Source organism: Luteimonas sp. MJ250, from assembly GCF_039548455.1.
Lineage (GTDB): Bacteria > Pseudomonadota > Gammaproteobacteria > Xanthomonadales > Xanthomonadaceae > Luteimonas.
This window is the reverse complement of the sequence record NZ_JBCLVB010000015.1, coordinates 150922-167996: the sequence shown is the minus strand read 5'-3', so window position 1 is coordinate 167996 and position 17075 is coordinate 150922. Positions and strand designations below refer to the sequence as shown.

Annotated in this window: 13 protein-coding genes; 7 read left to right on the top strand and 6 right to left on the bottom strand. The window is 71.4% G+C overall.

What is annotated here, in order from left to right:
• The first annotated feature begins 35 nt into the window (after positions 1-35).
• The gene (locus WCE37_RS13350) at positions 36-1781 is read left to right on the top strand and encodes a M28 family metallopeptidase (RefSeq protein WP_343279789.1); all 1746 of its coding nucleotides are present in this window, start codon (positions 36-38) and stop codon (positions 1779-1781) included.
• Here WCE37_RS13350 and WCE37_RS13345 read toward each other — a convergent pair.
• Positions 1750-3195, bottom strand: coding sequence for an Hsp70 family protein (locus tag WCE37_RS13345; RefSeq protein WP_343279788.1), 1446 nt, complete (start codon positions 3193-3195; stop codon positions 1750-1752). The two genes, WCE37_RS13350 and WCE37_RS13345, sit on opposite strands and share 32 nt — an antisense overlap.
• Positions 3196-3315: 120 nt before the next feature.
• Here WCE37_RS13345 and WCE37_RS13340 point away from each other — a divergent pair, with 120 nt between their 5' ends.
• From WCE37_RS13340 to WCE37_RS13325, 4 genes are all read left to right on the top strand, one after another.
• Positions 3316-3951 (top strand): DUF938 domain-containing protein, encoded by a 636-nt coding sequence (locus tag WCE37_RS13340; protein WP_343279787.1) that lies wholly within the window; start codon positions 3316-3318, stop codon positions 3949-3951.
• A gap of 178 nt (positions 3952-4129) precedes the next feature.
• Entirely contained in the window at positions 4130-5050 is a 921-nt protein-coding gene (locus WCE37_RS13335) for a hypothetical protein (protein WP_343279786.1), read from the top strand.
• Positions 5051-5103: 53 nt separating this feature from the next.
• Positions 5104-5886 (top strand): hypothetical protein, encoded by a 783-nt coding sequence (locus WCE37_RS13330; RefSeq protein ID WP_343279785.1) that lies wholly within the window; start codon positions 5104-5106, stop codon positions 5884-5886.
• A gap of 126 nt (positions 5887-6012) precedes the next feature.
• Positions 6013-6249, top strand: coding sequence for a hypothetical protein (locus WCE37_RS13325; RefSeq protein ID WP_343279784.1), 237 nt, complete (start codon positions 6013-6015; stop codon positions 6247-6249).
• 29 nt (positions 6250-6278) lie between these two features.
• Here the strand turns inward: WCE37_RS13325 and WCE37_RS13320 are convergent, their stop codons facing one another.
• Positions 6279-10100, bottom strand: coding sequence for an indolepyruvate ferredoxin oxidoreductase family protein (locus WCE37_RS13320; protein WP_343279783.1), 3822 nt, complete (start codon positions 10098-10100; stop codon positions 6279-6281).
• A 220-nt stretch (positions 10101-10320) separates the two neighbouring features.
• Between WCE37_RS13320 and WCE37_RS13315 the strand changes: the two genes are divergently transcribed.
• Entirely contained in the window at positions 10321-10959 is a 639-nt protein-coding gene (locus WCE37_RS13315; protein WP_343279782.1) for a tetratricopeptide repeat protein, read from the top strand.
• 30 nt (positions 10960-10989) lie between these two features.
• Here WCE37_RS13315 and WCE37_RS13310 read toward each other — a convergent pair whose 3' ends face one another.
• Together WCE37_RS13310 and WCE37_RS13305 are read right to left on the bottom strand one after the other, a co-directional pair.
• A complete protein-coding gene (locus WCE37_RS13310; RefSeq protein WP_343279781.1) occupies positions 10990-11643 on the bottom strand; it encodes an ankyrin repeat domain-containing protein in 654 nt (217 codons plus the stop codon).
• Between the two features lie 96 nt (positions 11644-11739).
• Entirely contained in the window at positions 11740-13272 is a 1533-nt protein-coding gene (locus WCE37_RS13305; protein WP_343279780.1) for an Mbeg1-like protein, read from the bottom strand.
• 169 nt (positions 13273-13441) lie between these two features.
• On the opposite strand from WCE37_RS13305, the gene WCE37_RS13300 reads away from it, so the two are divergent.
• Positions 13442-14485: a hypothetical protein gene (locus WCE37_RS13300; protein WP_343279779.1), complete on the top strand. Its 1044-nt coding sequence runs from the start codon at positions 13442-13444 to the stop codon at positions 14483-14485.
• 66 nt (positions 14486-14551) lie between these two features.
• Here WCE37_RS13300 and WCE37_RS13295 read toward each other — a convergent pair whose 3' ends face one another.
• Positions 14552-15340 carry an ankyrin repeat domain-containing protein gene (locus tag WCE37_RS13295; protein ID WP_343279778.1) on the bottom strand — a complete coding sequence of 263 codons (789 nt, stop codon included), beginning with the start codon at positions 15338-15340 and terminating at the stop codon, positions 14552-14554.
• 54 nt (positions 15341-15394) lie between these two features.
• Positions 15395-17059: a hypothetical protein gene (locus WCE37_RS13290; protein ID WP_343279777.1), complete on the bottom strand. Its 1665-nt coding sequence runs from the start codon at positions 17057-17059 to the stop codon at positions 15395-15397.
• Positions 17060-17075 lie beyond the last annotated feature (16 nt).

Below are 17075 nucleotides of genomic sequence, written 5' to 3'. Positions count from 1 at the left end.
CACAATGGCGGTCTTCTGCAAACGGAATGACGCCCATGGCGCGTGCATCGGGATTGGCATTCGTGGCGGTGCTTTTGGCCGCCTGTTCGAGCGGACCGGCGGACCGGATCGCGCCGGACGGGGCCGCCGCAGCCGACAGCCGCGCGGCCGGCGTCGCGGACACCGCCGCCGCCGGCACCGCGATCAGCAGCGACAACCTTGCGGCCCACCTGCGCATGCTTGCCTCCGATGAATTCGAAGGCCGTGCGCCAGCGACGCCGGGCGAGGCGAAGACCATCGCCTGGATCGCGGAGCAGTTCGCCGCCGCAGGGCTCGAACCCGCCGGTGACGACGGCACCTGGCTGCAGGCGGTGACGCTTGCGCGCAGCGAAATCCACGGCGATGTCGCCACCGGCTTCACCGTCGCCGGCCAGCCGATGCCGCTCGTCAACGGCGACGACATCGCGCTGGAAAGCCTGCACCCCGCGCCGCGCGTTGAATTGTCCGGCGTGCCGCTGGTGTACGCCGGCTACGGCATCACCGCGCCCGAACTCGGCTGGGACGACTACGCCGGCATGGATGTGCGCGGCAAGATCGTGGTCGTGCTGGTCAACGATCCCGACTTTGAAACAGCGCCGGGAAAGTTCGGCGGCCGCGCCATGACCTGGTACGGGCGCTGGGCGTACAAATACCTCGAGGCCGCGAAGCGGGGCGCCGCCGGCGTGTTGATCGTGCACGAGACCGAACCGGCCGCGTATCCCTGGGCCACCGTGCGCAACGGCCGCGCCGCGCCGCAGTTCGATATCGTCCGCGACGACGCCGACAGCCACCACCTGCGCGTGCGCGGCTGGATCCAGCGCGCCACCGCGGAGCGGCTGTTCGCCGCCGCCGGCCTGGACTTCGACGCCGCCAAGCGCGCCGCGCAGCAGCCGGACTTCAAGGCACATGCGCTGGGCGACGCGCGCTTCAGCGCCGCCTTCGACGTCGAGCACGCACGCATCACCAGCCACAATGTCGCCGGCCTGCTGCGCGGCGCTTCGCGTCCGGACGAGACCGTGGCGCTGTCGGGCCACTGGGACAGCTTCGGCATCGGCGCGCCGGACGAAAGCGGCGACGCGATCATGAATGGCGCCGTCGACAACGCCACCGCCGTCGCCTCGATCATCGAAATCGCGCGCGCGCTGCATGCAGGTCCGCGCCCTGCACGGAGCGTGCTGTTCCTGGCGCTGACCGCCGAGGAGAGCGGCCTGCTGGGCGCCACGCATTACGCCGCGCATCCGCTGCGCCCGCTGGCCACCACGGCCGCCGTGCTGAACCTTGAAATGTGGAGTCCGGACGGGCCGACCCGCGACGTTTCCTCGTGGGGGCAGGGCAAGGTTTCGCTGGAGCGCGACCTGGTGGCGGCGGCCGAATCGCTGGACCGTACGTATTCGCCGGACTCGAACCTCGAGGCCGGTTTCTTCTACCGCGCCGACCATTTCGCATTTGCCCAGGCCGGTGTGCCGGCGATCACCATCGGCCCCGGCATGGACCAGCTGGAAGGCGGCGTGGAAGGCGGCATGGCCGCGCGCGCGGATTACTTCGCCAGGCGCTACCACCAGCCCGATGACGAGTTCGACGACAGCTGGGACATGCGCGGGCCGACCGCGGATACGGAAGTCGTGCTGCGGCTGGCACGCACGCTGGCCGAGTCGGACCGGTGGCCGAGCTGGGACGAGGACAGCGAGTTCCGCGAGGCGCGTGAAGCGAGTGCATCCGCGCGTCGGTCCTTCAGGCCGCGGCCGCGCGTGCAAGCCCGGTGACCACGCCCAGCGATGCATCGCCGCGCACGATCTCGACGCCCGGGAACACTTCGGCCACCAGCGCCGGAACGTAGGGCGAGCGCGACATGCCGCCGGTGAGATAGACCACTTCCGGCGCCTGGTCCGCGCCGGCGCTGGCTTCGCGCATCAGCGCGCGCAGCTGCATCAGGAACGGACGTTCGGCGGCGGCCTCTAAATGCGCGTGGTCGATGTCGCAGCCGAGGCCGTGCTCGATGTAGCCGAGATCCAGCGGCACGCGTTCGCTGCCGCTGAGTTCGATCTTGGCGCGCTCGACGGCGCGGTTCAGGCGCACCGTGTGACCGCCCTGCTGCAGCGCCACCAGGCGCTCGCGCCAGGGCGCGTCGACATCGTCGAAGTTGGCGCTGCGGAAGTTGTTCTGCCGCTGCAGGTCCTGCACGTGCGAGGCCTCGTAGTAGCGATGCACGGGCGTCCTGGTCACGTTTTTCCCGAACAGCGGCATGACCGCGCGCATGCTCAGCTCCAGGTCGACGTCGGTGCCGCCGACGGGCTCGCCCCAGGCGCCATGAACGACCGGCGCCGGTGCATCGCCCCCCACCAGCGCAAGCGCCATGTCGGTGGTGCCGCCGCCGATGTCGAGGATCATCGTGCGGCGAATCTCGCGGCTGCGGCGGTGGTAGTCGTAGGCGGCCGCGGCCGGCTCTTCAAGGAATTCGATGGCCGCGAAGCCGGCGGCCAAGGCAGCGTCGGTGAGGATCTCCAGCGCCTGCTCGCCGCCGGCCTCCTGCATCGAGCTGCGGAAGCGGACCGGGCGGCCCATGACCGCCGAGCGCACGTCCGCGCCGAGCTGCGCCGAGGCGGTGGTGCGGATGTGGCGCAGGACATGGGTGGCGATGCCCAGCAGCACGTCGCGCGCATGTGCGTCGAGCCTGTAGCCGAGCATCGACTTGGGTGAAACCACCAGGTGTCCTTCGCCGGCGGACAGGAAGGCATCCACCGCCTCGTCGCCATACAGCGCATCGCCAAGGTCGGCTTTCGATTCCATTGCCTGGCGGATCTCCGCGGCGACCCAGCTCCGGCGCACGGCGCCCATGGCCGAGCGGCGGAGTTCATCGTCGCTGCGACGGCGCAGCGACGGCACCTGGGCCAGCGCATCGTCGCGCTGCTGCGGCGGCAGCCGCATCGCCGACTGCCGCAGGCCCTCGAGGCGCGCAAGCTCGCGGGTCTGGTCGCTCCTGGCGCTCGCTACCCAGCGCGCCACCTCGGCCTGCAGTGCGTCGGTCAGCTCGAACTGGCTGACATCGGGCAGGCGCTGCGGAAAGAACGCCGTGGTCCGGAACTGCTCTGCATCGCCGAACCGGATCAGCTGCACCTCGCCGTCCACCACGGCACCCGCGGCCGAATAGCTCGTGCCGAAATCGATTCCGATCCGCATGTCCAACGCCCTGCAGGAAGTGTTGCGACCGCCATTGTGCCGGTGCCGCGTCGTCATTCCGAGCGCAGGCACGATTGTTTCCCGGCTTTGTATGCTTGCAGCGCCGCCGCCGGAAACGATATGCACCAGGAACCCAGCAAGCCCAACGCCCCGTCCTGCGATCGCAACCGCGATCCGATCCTCGCGGTCCTGCGCGAGCGCTTCGCCGGCCACCGCCGCGTGCTCGAGATCGGCAGCGGCACCGGCCAGCACGCAGTCCATTTCGGCGCGGCCATGCCCTGGCTCGACTGGCAGTGCTCCGAGTTCGCGGACAAGCTGGCCGGCATCCGCCTCTGGCTGGACGAAGCCGCGCTGCCCAATACGCCGGCGCCGATCGCGCTCGACGTGGCGCGTGGACCCTGGCCCGCGGCGGGCGGCTTCGATGCGGTGTTCACGTCAAATACCCTGCACATCATGGGCTGGCCCGAGGTCGAGGCCTTTTTCGCCGGCGTCGGCCGGGTGCTGCACGACGCGCCGGGCGGCACCCTGGTCGTGTACGGGCCGTTCAACTACGGCGGCGCGTATACCAGCGACAGCAATCGCGATTTCGACGGCTGGCTGAAGGCACGCGATCCGCGTTCGGGCATCCGTGACTTCGAAGCGGTGGCGGCGCTGGCATCCAGGGCCGGCCTGCACATCGCGGCCGATGTCGCGATGCCCGCCAACAACCGCTGCCTGGTCTTCTCGCGCAGGGCGGCCGGCCGCTCGACACCCTGACCCTTCGAAGGGCGCTGGCACCGGCGCCCGTGCAGGACGCGCAGCTTTGGCATCCCACTGGAGCGACGAGGCAATGTCCGCCCGGCGCATCGGGTGGCGTATATCTCCGGGACCCGCCCGCGTGGCTTCGCGCCACGCGAACGGAACTTCTCTTCATGCCCGGGAAAGGATGCCGCCGATGATGCCCATGCGCCCACTGTTGTTTGCCTGCCTGCTGAGTACGGGCACCACCCTCTGCTTCGCAGGGTCGCCGCCGGCGCCGCCTGCCTGGGCCAGTGCCGCCGGCTTCAGCCCCGTCGATGCCGACGCCGTGGAAAGCGCGGCGTACTACAGCGCGGAGCGCTTCCCGGGGCAGGGCGCGTCGGCCTTCAATCCCGATGCCGACCTGGCGCCGCCGGTGCGGGCCCTGCTGCTGGTCGAGCACCGGGAAGGACTGCTGCCGCACGCGCGCTACCGGGTCAGCTGGCACGTCGCGGCCGATGCGCAGGCGCCGGACCGGAACCTGGACTACGTCGAAGTGCAGCGCTTCAACCTCGGGCCGGCGCGGCACGAGGACCTGCGCGGATCGGTGCCCGACGAGCACCTGGCCGATGTGTCCGAATTCGGAGTCGGGCCGGACGTGGCCTGGCGGTTCGTGATGGCGCAGCGGCAGGGAATGCGCGCCGGCGTGGAAGAAGCGGCGCGCAGGGAACTGTCCGCCGGCGAATCGACCGCGATGGACTGCCTCGGGTCGCCCTGCGCTGCGCTGGCGGGTCCTGCCGGGCCCGAAGGCGAATGGTTCGGGCGTGACGTTTCCGCACCGCCCGATCGCTATGCGGCGGTGGCCGGGGACGGCAGCCCGCATCCGGCGCGTGTCGCCGGGGACCTGGTCCTGGCCATGGGCGAAGAGGCCGATCGCCCAGCGCCGTTCAACCCGGCCGCACCGCGCTTCATGTTCGTGATCTCCGCCAACGTGGACGGCCAGGACCTTGCGACCACGGCGCTTGCGCGCGACACGCTGGTGTTCGATGACGACATCGGCACCATCTGGGCCCGCTGGCACCAGGTGTCCGGTGCGACGCCCGAATCGGCGCTGCTGTACCAGTCGCGCACCCGCTGATCCTCCCCGATCCACGACCAGCCCGCGAGTGATCGCGGCAGGAGATCCACGCCATGCACACGCCTTTCCACCACTCCCGCCCGCGGTCCGTCCGCAGCTCTCTCATTCCGGTCGCGTCCACGGCCACGCTGGCGCTGCTGCTGGCCGGCTGCGGCGGGGATGGCGCCGCCGTGGCCGGAAGTGCCGGTGCCGGTGCCGGTGGGACAGGGGCGTCGACGTCGGCCCCGGCCCGGTTCGATCCCTCACTGCGCGATTCACCGTGCAGCGTGGTCACGGTCGACACCGTCGCGAGCGTCTTCGGCCTGCCGGCGGGCGAAATCGAACAGCACGAATCCTCGGGCATGTGCCTGTACAACTGGAAGGGAGCGGGCATGGTCATGGACGCCACCATCCATGTGACCCAGGTTGCCGACGATGCCGCGGCCGCGGCGCAGCACTTCGCCAACGTCACCCGTGGAATGAGCAGCGACGAACTCGGCAAGGCGATGGACGGCATCAGCGAGCAGGCGCGTGCAAGCGCGGGGCCGGACAGCGCGGCGGCCGGCGCGCTGCTGGCGGGAGCCGCGGACGCCACGCGCAGCGCTTCGCGCGGAATCGAGTTCAGCGACGTCGACGGCATTGGCGACCAGGCCCGCATGCTGGTTGGACGCGGTGACCTGAGGGTACTGGTCGACAACCTGCATTTCAGCGTCACCGCCCATCACGGCGAACGGATGACGGCGCCACCCGACCTCACCCAACTGGTGGCGGCGAGCCGGGCGTGGCACCAGACCACCCTGGCCGAGCGTGAAGAGCAGACGATCGCGCTCGCGCGGGCCGCAGTCGCGGCGCTTTAGGCGCTGGCGCGGGGGCTTCGGCTCCCGCTCTTGCCTGCGGTTTGACCTGGATCATCGCGGGCGCGCCGCAGGCGTCGCAGCATGGGGCCATCGGCGCCGTGGGCGCCGCCTCAGCAGGAAACGACGATGGAATTCCATGTCCGCGCGTCGCGGCCGCTGCCGCCGCTGGTGGTGATCGAGGATGCTCTGCTGGCCTTTGATCCGGCCGCGGTGGTCGACATCGATCCGGCGCAGGGCCTGCGCGTGAACGCCGCGATCGACGCTGCGCAGCTGGTGGGCCTGATCAACGAGGTCGGCGGCGATGTGCAGCCGGCCGACGTCGAGCAGCAGCCCTCGGTATGCTGCGGCGGCTGCAGCGGCTGAAGCCCGCACCCGGGCTCCAGGTCCAGGCGTCAGGCCGCCTGCACGATGCGCAGCGGGTTGGCCCACTCGCGCAGCAGGTCGGCTTCGCGCGCCTTCGCTTTCTCCAAGTGCGCATGCTTGACGTGGCCATAGCCGCGGATGTGCTCGGGAATCGAGGCGATCTCCGCTGCCAGCGCCACGTTGCCGGAGTCCAGCGCGTCGAGCAGGCCGCCCACGGTGAGCTCGTAGCCGTCGATCAATGCGCGCTCGGTGCGCCGTTCCGCGGTGTAGCCGAACACGTCCAGCGGCGTGCCGCGCAGGCCCTTGAGCTTCGCCAGCAGCTTGAACGCGCTGAACACCCAGGGACCGAAGGCCTTCTTCTGCAGCCGGCCCTCGGCGTCGCGCCTGGCCAGCAGCGGCGGCGCGAGGTGGAACTCGAGCCGGTAGTCGCCCTCGAACTGCTGTTCCAGCTGGCGCTTGAACTCGCCGCTGGTGTACAGGCGCGCCACTTCGTACTCGTCCTTGTAGGCCATGAGCTTGAAGAAGTAGCGGGCCACGGCCTCGCTGAGATCGGTGGCTCCGGGCGCGCGGGTTTCTTCGGCTGAGCGCACGCGGGCGACGAGGTCGGAATAGCGACGCGCGTACTTCGCGTCCTGGTAGTCGGTGAGGAAGGCGACGCGGCGGGCGACCAGTTCATCAAGGCTTCGCGACAGGCGGGCATCGTCCAGCGGCAGGAATGCGATGGTGTCCGCCCCTGCAGGCAGGTGGCGAAGGTCGTCTTCGGTGCGCTGCGGCTTGGGCGCGCTGGTGGCGCCCCATTCGTTGCCTTCCCAGTCACCCGGCGGCAGCGCGTCAAGCAGCGTCGGCGTGGCTTCGGCGGCGGTCCGCGGGTTGCGCACGATGCCGGCGGCCTCGTACACCGCTTCGATGTCGACCGCGCCCAGGCGGCCCCAGGCAAACGCCGTCTTGTTCATCTCGATCGCGGCGCCGTTGAGCTCCACCGCGCGCATCAGCGCGTCCAGCGACAGCGGCACCAGGCCGCGCTGCCAGGCGTAGCCGAGCATGAACAGGTTGGCGGCGATGGCGTTGCCCAGCAGCGCCGTGGCGAGCTGGGTGGCGTCGACGATGCGCAACGCATCGGAATCGCCCGCCGCCGCGGCGACGGGGCCGCGACCGGTACCGGGACCGTCACCCGCGCCCGCGCTTGCGGCAGGGATACCGGCATCGTCCATGCCCAGCGCGGTACGCACCGCGCTGATGATGTCGGTCGCCGGGAACTGCATGTCGGGCCGCGTGGTGAACGTGCCCGGCATCGCTTCGTAGCTGTTGACCACCACCTGCGAACGGCCGGCGCGCAGCTTGGACAGCGTCCAGTAGTCGTTGACCACCACCATGTCGCAGCCCAGCACCAGGTCGGCCTCGCCGGCGGCGATGCGCACCGCGTGGATGTCCGACGGTGCGCCGGCAATGCGGATGTGGGTGGTGACCGCGCCGCCCTTCTGCGCCAGGCCGGTCTGGTCGAGGACGCTGGCGCCGCGGCCTTCCAGATGCCCGGCCATGCCGAGCAGGGCGCCGATGGTGACCACGCCGGTGCCGCCGACGCCGGTGACCAGGATGTTCCAGGGCCGCGCCCCGTCGCTGGCGAACACCGGATCGGGCAGGTTGGCCAGGCGCGACAGGCCGGTCGCGGCCTTGCCCTTGCGCGGGGTGCCGCCGTGCACGGTGACAAAGCTCGGGCAGAAGCCTTCGACGCAGCTGAAGTCCTTGTTGCAGGCCGACTGGTCGATCTCGCGCTTGCGCCCGAACTCGGTTTCCTTCGGCAGCACCGAGACGCAGAACGACTTCACGCCGCAGTCGCCGCAGCCTTCGCAGACCAGCGAGTTGATGGCCACGCGCTTGGCGGGGTCGGCGATCTTTCCGCGCTTGCGGCGGCGGCGCTTCTCGGTGGCACAGGTCTGGTCGTAGATGAGGATGCTGACGCCCTTCACTTCGCGCAGGCGCTTCTGCACGGCGTCAAGCTCGCGGCGGTCGTGGAACTCGACGCCGGCGGGGAAGATCGAACGGTCGGACCACTTCTCGATTTCATCGCTCACCACGACGATCGCCTGCACGCCCTCGCTGCGCACCTGGTGCGCGATCTGCGGCACCGACAGCGTGCCGTCCACCGGCTGGCCGCCGGTCATCGCCACCGCGTCGTTGTAGAGGATCTTGTAGGTGATGTTGACGCCGGTCGCGACCGACTGGCGAATCGCCAGCGTGCCGGAGTGGAAGTAGGTGCCGTCGCCGAGGTTCTGGAACACGTGCCGCGTTTCGGTGAACGGTGCCTGCCCCGACCAGGTCACGCCTTCGCCGCCCATGTGGGTGAAGGTCTCGGTGCTGCGGTCCATCCACGTGACCATGTAGTGGCAGCCGATGCCGGCCATCGCGCGCGAGCCTTCGGGCACCCGGGTCGAGGTGTTGTGCGGACAGCCGGCGCAGTAGTGCGGCACGCGCGGGAACTGCGCGCGCGGCAGCGCCAGCGCACCTTCCTTCTCTTCCATCCAGCGCAGCACGTCGGTGATGTGCGCGGAGTCGCGCGCGTCCATCGGAATGCCGCGCTGGTGAATGCCGCCGTGGAGCCGACGCGCGATCACGCCGGCGATGGTGGCGGGCGTGAGCTCGCCGGTGGACGGCAGGATCCACTCGCCGGCCTCGTCGTATTTGCCGACGATCGACGGACGGCGGCCGCCGTCGAGGCCGAAGTCGAAGTTGTAGAACAGCTCCTTCATCTGGCTCTCGATGAAGGCGTGCTTTTCCTCCACCACCAGGATGTCCTCGAGCCCGCGCGCGAACGCGCGGATGCCCACCGGCTCCAGCGGCCAGGTCATGCCGACCTTGTAGACGCGGATGCCGAGCGCGGCGCAGGCCTGCGCGTCCAGGCCCAGGTACTCCAGCGCCTGCAGCACGTCGAGGTAGCTCTTGCCGGTGGTCACGATGCCGAGCCGTGCGGCCGGCGAATCGATCACCACGCGGTCGATGCGGTTGGCGCGCGCGAAGGCCTGCGCGGCCTTGACCGCATAGCGGTGCAGGCGCATCTCCTGGTCCATCGGCGGGTCGGGCCAGCGGATGCCGAGGCCGCCGGGCGGCATGTCGAAATCGTCCGGGGTCACGATCTCGAGCGCGAACGGATCGACGTCCACCGACGCCGACGACTCGACCGTTTCGGCGATGGTCTTGAAGCCGATCCAGCGCCCGGTGTAGCGGCTCATCGCCCAGCCCAGCAGGCCCATGTCGAGGATGTCCTGGACGCCGGCCGGGTTGAGGATCGGCATCAGCGCGCTGGTGAACTCGCCTTCCGAGCCGTGCGGCAGGGTCGACGAGCGGCAGGCGTGGTCGTCGGCGGCCAGTGCCAGCACGCCGCCATGCTGCGAGGTGCCGGCGGCATTGGCGTGCTTGAACACGTCGCCGGAGCGGTCCAGGCCCGGGCCCTTGCCGTACCACATGCCGAACACGCCATCGACGGTCGCGCCCGGGAACAGATTGGTCTGCTGCGTGCCCCAGACCATGGTCGCGCCGAGGTCCTCGTTGAGGCCGGGCTTGAAATGCACGTTCGCACCTTCCAGATGCCTCCGCGCGCGCCACAGCTCCAGGTCGAAGCCGCCCAGCGGCGAGCCGCGGTAGCCGGACACGAAGCCGCCGGTATTCAGCCCCGCCGCCTGGTCGCGCAGGCGCTGCATCATCGGCAGCCGCACCAGCGCCTGCACGCCGGACAGGTAAATGCGGCCCTGCGTGCGGGTGTACTTGTCCTCCAGCGTGTAGTCGTGGTCGGTCACGCCAGGGGTCAGGCCGGTGCTGGCGGAAGCGGGCGAGGAGAGTTCGGCGGTGCTGGTCATGGCAGGGCCCTGTGGCGTGCGTGGACGCTGGCGGAGGCGCGCGCCGGCCGTCGCACGGCTGCGCGAGGGCGCGGATGCGCGGAAGCGGCGCGGATTCTAGCAGCGGGCGGGCTACGCGAGCTGTCGCGGGCACCGGTGCGACGGCGGAGGCTGAATCCACACGGTGCACCCGGTACCATGCGCCCCGGAGTACAGGGGCTCCGCCAACCCAAGTGACGCCATGAACCGCTTTGCCACGCGCCTGATCGGCGCCCTCGTGCTAGTCGTCCTGCCGCTCGGCCTTTTTGCCCAGGACATCCCCAGGCCAAAGGAATTCTATTTCGAGGCCGACACCGACGTGACCCGGCCGCTTGAGCTGTATCCGGCGGCGGATGGTGAAGACGTCGTCGCCCGCCTGCTCCAGGTGCGCGACCGCGGTCGCCGCGATGCGGCCCTGGCCGGCGCGCAGTTGGCGCACATCTCCTATGCCACCGGTCGCGCCGACACCGGCGCGGCGCTCTACGCCGAGGCCTTGCAGCGCGCCGAGGGCGCACGCCAGCGCGACGCGATGCATTGGAACCACGGCTGGGACCTGTACCGCGACGGCAATTTCGCCGGCGCCCTCGAACAGTGGCGCATTGCCGGCGCCGAGCGGCTCAAGGGACCGTCCTGGCTGCCGCCGACCCTGGCCCTGGGACTGTGGCGGCTGGACCGCCGCGACGAGGCCGTGCGCTGGTATGCCGCCGCCGTCCGCACCGAACCGCGGCTGTGGCAGTCGCCGGACCTGGCGCGGCTGCTGCCGGACTGGACCGAGGCCGATCGCGCGCTGCTGGCCGAGGTGGCCGCGGCCTGGCGCGTGGCGCCGCCGAGCTGGCCCTGATCGCGGCAGGCTGACGCTGCGGCCTGGCGGCTACTCGCCGACGCCGGCCTCGAGCGGCACGTCGTGCGCCCTCAGCCAGTCGATCACCGCTTGGCGCTCGCCGCGCGCGCGCTCATTGAGCAGCGAGTCGCTGAGCTGGAAGTAGTACGGCTGGAAGGTATCGCCGGCGCCGTTGGTGGCGTGCGCGGGCGCGCCGGACTCCAGCAGCAGCATCACCATCGCGCCGGCGTTGATCGAACCGGCCGCATGCAGCGGCGTGGCGCCGTTGTCGTCGGCGGCGCCAGGGTCGGCACCGGCGTCGAGCAGCATCTTCACCTGGGCGTCGCCGCGGCCGAGGATGGCACGCACCAGCGGGGTTTCACCGGTCACATTGTTGCGCAGGTCGGGATCGCCGCCGTGGTCGAGCAGGGCGCGCAGCAGGGCGGGATCGTCGCCGAATGCGGCCGCGTGCATCGGGCTGCCGCCGCCGGGCGACTGGCGGTTGGGATCGGCACCCGCGTCCAGCAGCGCGGCGACGGTGGCAGGTTGCCCGGCGGCCACGGCCAGCTGCAGCAGGCTGGTGCCATCCTTGCCCGGCGTGTCCGGGTTCACTCCCGCCAGGCCGGCGCGCAGCGTATCGGCGTCGCCGCGCAGCGCCGCGTCGGCGAGCGGGGAGAGCTGCGGGTCGGTGAAAGGATGGTCCATGGTCGGCGGTCCACTGCATGCGGCCGCGCTTGCCGCCAGGAGAAGGATCAGGGCACTGGTGCGCATCACCGGGGATGGTGCCATAGCGACGCGCGGTCAGCGGAACCAGTTGCGCACGGTCTGTGCGGCACCGCCGAGCAGGTCCGCGGCCTTCTCGACCACGTTGCCGCTGAAGTCGGCCACGGCTTCGACCGCGCGGCCACCGGTGGCGACCACGCCCGCGGCGGCGTCGCTGAGCGGGCCGTCGAAGCGGTCGTCGATGCGCCGGGCCAGCGATTCGGCGCCGTGGCGCAGGGTGTCGCCGCTTGAGTTGAAGACGCCCTCGGCGACGTCGCCGGCGATGCGGAAGCCGCCCTGCACGCCGTTGCCGCTGGCGAAGTCGGTATCCACCACGTCGATGATGTCGCCGGCAAGGTCGTGGGTGTTGCGCGCGAAGTCGTCCTGCAGCGCATCGGGGACCATGTCGACCAGGGTTGCGCCGGCTCCCTGCGGCGGGTTCCGGTAGCCGGGCTCCCAGGGCTGCTGCTGGATCATGGCTTCCGTGAGCAGTTCCGGGCTGTGGCTGACCGCGCCGCGCACCAGGCCGGCGACATCGCCCAGCACCGGGACGTTCAGGCGGTCCAGCGCTTCCAGGCCGGCGCCGAGGCCGATGGCGACCGGGGTCGGCAGGCCGGTCTCGAGGGCCAGGCCGCGCGGTACCAGGGTCAGGTCCTGCACGCCTTCGGCCTTGACCACGATCTGCGTGCCCAGCGCATCGGGGGCGGCGAGCGCGATCGGGCTGCCCTCCTGGACGTTGGTCAGGAGGTCGTCACCCAGCGAATAGCGGCGGATCATGCCGCCCTCGGCCATGTCACGCGCGGCCTGCGGGTCGATGCCCATGCGGTCCAGAGTGTTGGGATGGATGCCCGAGGCGTCGAAGGTGACCGCCGGCACGCCGGAGGCCAGCGCGGCCACCGAAGCCAGGCCGCCGCCCTGGGAGTGCCCGGTGATGGCGAGGTTGGTGGCGTTGCCGTCCGCGTCCATGGTGCCGAAGCGGCGCTCGAACTCGACCGCGGTGCGGGTGGCCAGGCCGCTGAACTTGTCGATCTGGTCACTGGTGGTGAAGCCGGCGCCCTGGCGGAAGTTGTTCATCCAGTCGGCGCCGCTGCCGTCGGTGCCGCGGTAGGCGAGCACGAAGTTGCCGTTGCAGTCCCGGTAGACCTCGGCCTTGAAGTGCTGCGCGACCAGCTGGTCGCCGCCGTCGAGGTACTGCGCGCGCCACGCGGCGGGGTCGTCGATGCCGGCGGCGGCGAGATCGGCGTCGGTGACCGCGCTCCAGCCGGCCGGGGGCGCCGGGCGGCCCTCGTAGACCGCGGTGGCCAACTGCGACAGCACCACGTCGAATTCCTGCGCCTGCTGCCCGCCGGCCACCGCGGACAGCTCGCCGGGACCGACGCCACCGGATGCGCACTGCGGCGCCGCGGTGGGCGACAGCGCGGACAGCTGCGGGTGGTATGCGGGTTCGTGGCGGCCCTGCAGCGGCTGCGCCGCGGGCGCGTTCGCCGCGTCGGTCGCGGGCGGCGGCGCCTGCCGGAGCCTGTGCAGGTGGACCGCGGAGGCGGAATCGGTGTCCAGGCGCATCGGCTGCATGACGGCGGTCCAGCGAGGGTCTGCAGCCAGTGGACCGCCGGTCGCGGCCGCGTTCAATCGGGGGCACACCCTAGGTCGGATTCGCCGTGTCTGGCGCGCGTGGCACCGGGATCGCATTCACCGGCGCGCGGATATGCTGCGGTGATCGACCACGCCGATGGAGTCGCCCATGCGCATCCGCTTCCTGTTGCCCCTCCTGCTGCTGTCGGCGCTGGCCGCGCCCGCCCTTGCGCAGACGCCGTCGGAGTCCGCGCCCACGGAAGCGGAGCTGCAGCGTGCGCAGCAGCGCGCCGAAGCCTGGCAGGCCTATGGCCTGCGCGTGGCGTCGGTGCTGGGGCGCTCGGACGGCGCCCGCGACCTGGCGCTGGCCGCCCTGCTGGAAGCGATGGCGCAGCCGTATGACCCGGGCGGGCGCGTCGCCGACGGCGTGGACGCGGACCGCTGGCGTTCGGACGCCGGGGCCAGGGGCGCCGGCGACACCATCAGCCAGCAGCTGCTGCTGGCCGCAGGCACGGTGGCCGGTGAGCAGGCCGCCGCCAGCGCCGCCGCGCGCCGCTGGCAGGCCCTCTCGCCCGGCAACCTGGCGCCGCTGCTGCACCAGGGGCTTGGGCCGGAAGCGGTGCTGTCGGCGGCCGCGCAGTCCACGCGCAATGCGCCCGAGCCCTATCCGATGCTCCGCTGGGTTGCCGACACGCTGGCCAGGCATCCGCCCACGCGGGCGGAATGGGCGGCGTTCGGCGAGGGCAAGCAGCCGTCGCCGGCGGCGCATGCCGCGGTCTGGGCTTCATCGCTCCACGGGGTGCTGCTGCCGGACTACCGCGAGGTGCTGGCTGCCTGCACCGGGCGCCAGCTGCGCACGGCTGGCCGCGCGGACGCGTGCCGCCACATGGCAGGCCTGCTGCTAGCGCGGCCGCAGACCGTGCTCGATGAACGCATCGGCCTGTCGATGGCGCGCGCGCTGACCCGCAGCGCCGCCGAGCGCGCACCGCTGGATGCGCGCCGTCGCGGCGTCGACTGGCGACAGGAGCAGCTGGCGGAGCTCGCAGGGCGGGACGAGGCCGGTAGCGGCGACGCCGACCTGCTCGCCCGCCTGCTCGCCGATCCCGCGATCGATACCGAAGACGCGCTGGTCAGGCGCACCCTGGCCGAGGCCCGTCTTGCGCAGGAGCCGCCGGCAGGCTGGCGTGCGCCATGGCAGCAGCCGCGACGCTGATGGCGTTCGCCGCGCCCGTGCCCGTAACCGCGCACGTGTGGGAGCGGCTATGGCCGCGAAGCGGCTTCAGCCGCGTGGGGTGACCGCGACGCCGTTGGCCTCAAGCCAGGCGTCGATTTTTTCGAGGTCGCGGCGGGTGGCGACGTCGAGCAGCCTGGGGTCGCCGCGGAACAGGTAGTCCTGGAACGTGGCGCCGGTGCGATCGGTGGCGCGCGGGTCGGCGCCGCCCTCGAGGAAGCGCAGGACCGCGCCCGAGTCCTTGACCAGGGCCGCCTGGTGCAGCGGCGTGGTGCCGTTGCGGTCGGCCACGTCCAGGCGGGCGCCGGCGCGCAGCAGCAGCGCGATGTTGTCCTCGCTGCCCGCGCGGAGCGCGTCGAACAGCGGCGTGGCGCCGGTGGTGGTGTTGGGCGTGTCGGGCGACATGCCGTGTTCGAGCAGCGCCTCCAGCCAGCCGGGGGTCTTGCCCATCGCGGCAAGGTGCAGCGCGGTGCGACCGTCGGCATTGCCCAGCGCCGGGTCCGCGCCCAGCGCGAGCAGCAGGCGGAACGCACCGCGATCGCCCTGCTTCATCACCCACTGCAGCAGCGGCTGGCCCTGGTCGTCGACGCTGTTCGGGTTGGCGCCGGCGGCGAGCAGTTCGCGCGCGAGCGCTTCGTCGCCGCCGGCCACGGCGTCGGCAAGCTGGGCGTTGCCGGGGTTGTCGAAGCCCTTTCCTGGAGTCACGTCTGTCCCTTGCCGGGCGCAACCGGCGGTGGAGGCGAGCATCAGCGACGCGGCCAGCACTACGCGAACGCAGCGCGACGCCATCCTGCAGGAGGGCGCCGCGAGCGGAAGCACGGGGGCTGCGTCGGTCATGCGGGCCACGTTACTACGTCACGGCTGCAGCTTGCCTGGCGCCGGCGCGACGGCTCAGAACCAGTTGGTCGGGTTGAGCTTCTCGCCCAGCCATTCGACGCCATCGGAGGTCGCCTGGCCGACGTCGCCAATGAAGTCCGACACCGCCTCGACGCCGTCGCCGATCACGTCGGTGACGGTGTCGACCACGTCGCCCGCGCCGTCGGCGATATCGCTTACGACCTTGCCGGTGCCTTCAACGAATCCGGCCACGGCGTCGAGCGGTGCATCCAGGCCGGTGGCGTCGCCGATGTCACGCAGCAGCCCGCCGCCGGCATTGGCCAGGTTCTGGGTGGTGTCGCCGACCAGGCCCAGCGCGCCGTCGGCCAGGTCGCCGACGCTGTCGACGGCGAAGTCGAGCACGTCGCCGACCACCTGCGCGGTGCCGTCGACGTTGTCGCCGTTGGCGAAGGCCTCGCGGCCGGCGTCGCGGATGCCGTCGATCATCTCGGCGCCGTTGTCGCGGATGTCGCCGACCACTTCCTGGCCCTGGCGGATGACGCTGCCGAGCTGGTTGAGGTTGTACTCGCCCACGCGCTCGAGGCCGTCGCGGCCGATGTTGCCGACCACGCCGATGGTGCCGCCGGCGATGTCGCCACCGACGTCAAGCGCCTGGTCGACGGCCCAGCCGAGGATGGGCCGGCCGCCTGCGGACAGGGCGTCGTTGGCGAAGTCGCCAAGCCGGTCGAGACCGCCGTCGACGGCGCTGCCGGCGCGCTCGGACAGGCTGGGCCGGGTGGACGGATCGTAGGCGGTGTTCTGCTTCAGGGCGTCGACGTAGGAGGCGTTGTCGCCACCGCCGCCGTGCAGGGCGGCAAGATCGCCGATCCCGCCCATGCCGGCGGGTGGATCGATGCGCAGCTCATGCCCGACCGCGTTGGGCGGCGACATGCCCAGGATCGGGATGATCGGCAGGTCCTGCTGCGCGCCGTTCAGCGGATCGCCGTTGACGATGTAGCGGCGCAGCTGGCCGCTGTCGGCGGCGTCCTCGCGCACGGCGTTGGGATTGAAGCCGAGCGATTCGAGGGTCTGGTCGCTGAGGCCCGACGCGTTGAAGGTCACGCCCGGCACGCCGGTGGCCAGCGACGCGGCGGAGGCGAGGCCGCCACCCAGCGAGTGCCCGGTGAAGGCCACGTTGCCGTCGCCGAAGACGCGGTTGGCGGCCTCGGCCAGGGCCACGGCGTCCTTGTACTGGCCGCTCTCGAAGCCCAGGCCCTGCTGCGCGTTGTCGTCGGCATCGCCGGACGGCGCCAGGCCCCAGTCGTCGGTGCCGCGATAGGCGACCACGTACTGCCCCTGGTCGTTCTGGTAGATCGCGGCGTCGAAGCCTTCGGAGGTGCTGAGCAGGGCGGGATCGATCGGGATCTCGTTGCCCTGGGCATCGACCAGTGAATTGCCGTCGGCGCTGGGCTCGAGCGCGGTCCAGCCGGCATCGGCCAGGGCCTGTTCGGTCTGCGGGTTGTCGGCGGCGTAGACATCGTTGGCCATCATCGCCATCTGCAGGTCCAGGTCCGGCTGCGGCTGGGTGCCCGCCACCTGGCCGGCGAAGCTGCCGTCGCCCTGCGGATACTGGTTGGCGACCTGCTTCAGCTGCGGCAATGGCTGCAGCGCGCTGGCGAACTGGTGGCCCACGCGCATCTGCTGCGCGATGGACATCTGGCTGGACACCTGGAAGCTCATGGCCGACTCCACGGAT

Excerpts from the sequence above, each read along its gene's own strand:
- WCE37_RS13350 (WP_343279789.1), top strand. The coding sequence starts at position 36 with ATGGCGCGTGCATCGGGATTGGCATTCGTGGCGGTGCTTTTGGCCGCC.
- WCE37_RS13345 (WP_343279788.1), bottom strand. The coding sequence starts at position 3,195 with ATGCGGATCGGAATCGATTTCGGCACGAGCTATTCGGCCGCGGGTGCC.
- WCE37_RS13340 (WP_343279787.1), top strand. The coding sequence starts at position 3,316 with ATGCACCAGGAACCCAGCAAGCCCAACGCCCCGTCCTGCGATCGCAAC.
- WCE37_RS13335 (WP_343279786.1), top strand. The coding sequence starts at position 4,130 with ATGATGCCCATGCGCCCACTGTTGTTTGCCTGCCTGCTGAGTACGGGC.
- WCE37_RS13330 (WP_343279785.1), top strand. The coding sequence starts at position 5,104 with ATGCACACGCCTTTCCACCACTCCCGCCCGCGGTCCGTCCGCAGCTCT.
- WCE37_RS13325 (WP_343279784.1), top strand. The coding sequence starts at position 6,013 with ATGGAATTCCATGTCCGCGCGTCGCGGCCGCTGCCGCCGCTGGTGGTG.
- WCE37_RS13320 (WP_343279783.1), bottom strand. The coding sequence starts at position 10,100 with ATGACCAGCACCGCCGAACTCTCCTCGCCCGCTTCCGCCAGCACCGGC.
- WCE37_RS13315 (WP_343279782.1), top strand. The coding sequence starts at position 10,321 with ATGAACCGCTTTGCCACGCGCCTGATCGGCGCCCTCGTGCTAGTCGTC.
- WCE37_RS13310 (WP_343279781.1), bottom strand. The coding sequence starts at position 11,643 with ATGGACCATCCTTTCACCGACCCGCAGCTCTCCCCGCTCGCCGACGCG.
- WCE37_RS13305 (WP_343279780.1), bottom strand. The coding sequence starts at position 13,272 with ATGCAGCCGATGCGCCTGGACACCGATTCCGCCTCCGCGGTCCACCTG.
- WCE37_RS13300 (WP_343279779.1), top strand. The coding sequence starts at position 13,442 with ATGCGCATCCGCTTCCTGTTGCCCCTCCTGCTGCTGTCGGCGCTGGCC.
- WCE37_RS13295 (WP_343279778.1), bottom strand. The coding sequence starts at position 15,340 with ATGACCGACGCAGCCCCCGTGCTTCCGCTCGCGGCGCCCTCCTGCAGG.
- WCE37_RS13290 (WP_343279777.1), bottom strand. The coding sequence starts at position 17,059 with ATGAGCTTCCAGGTGTCCAGCCAGATGTCCATCGCGCAGCAGATGCGC.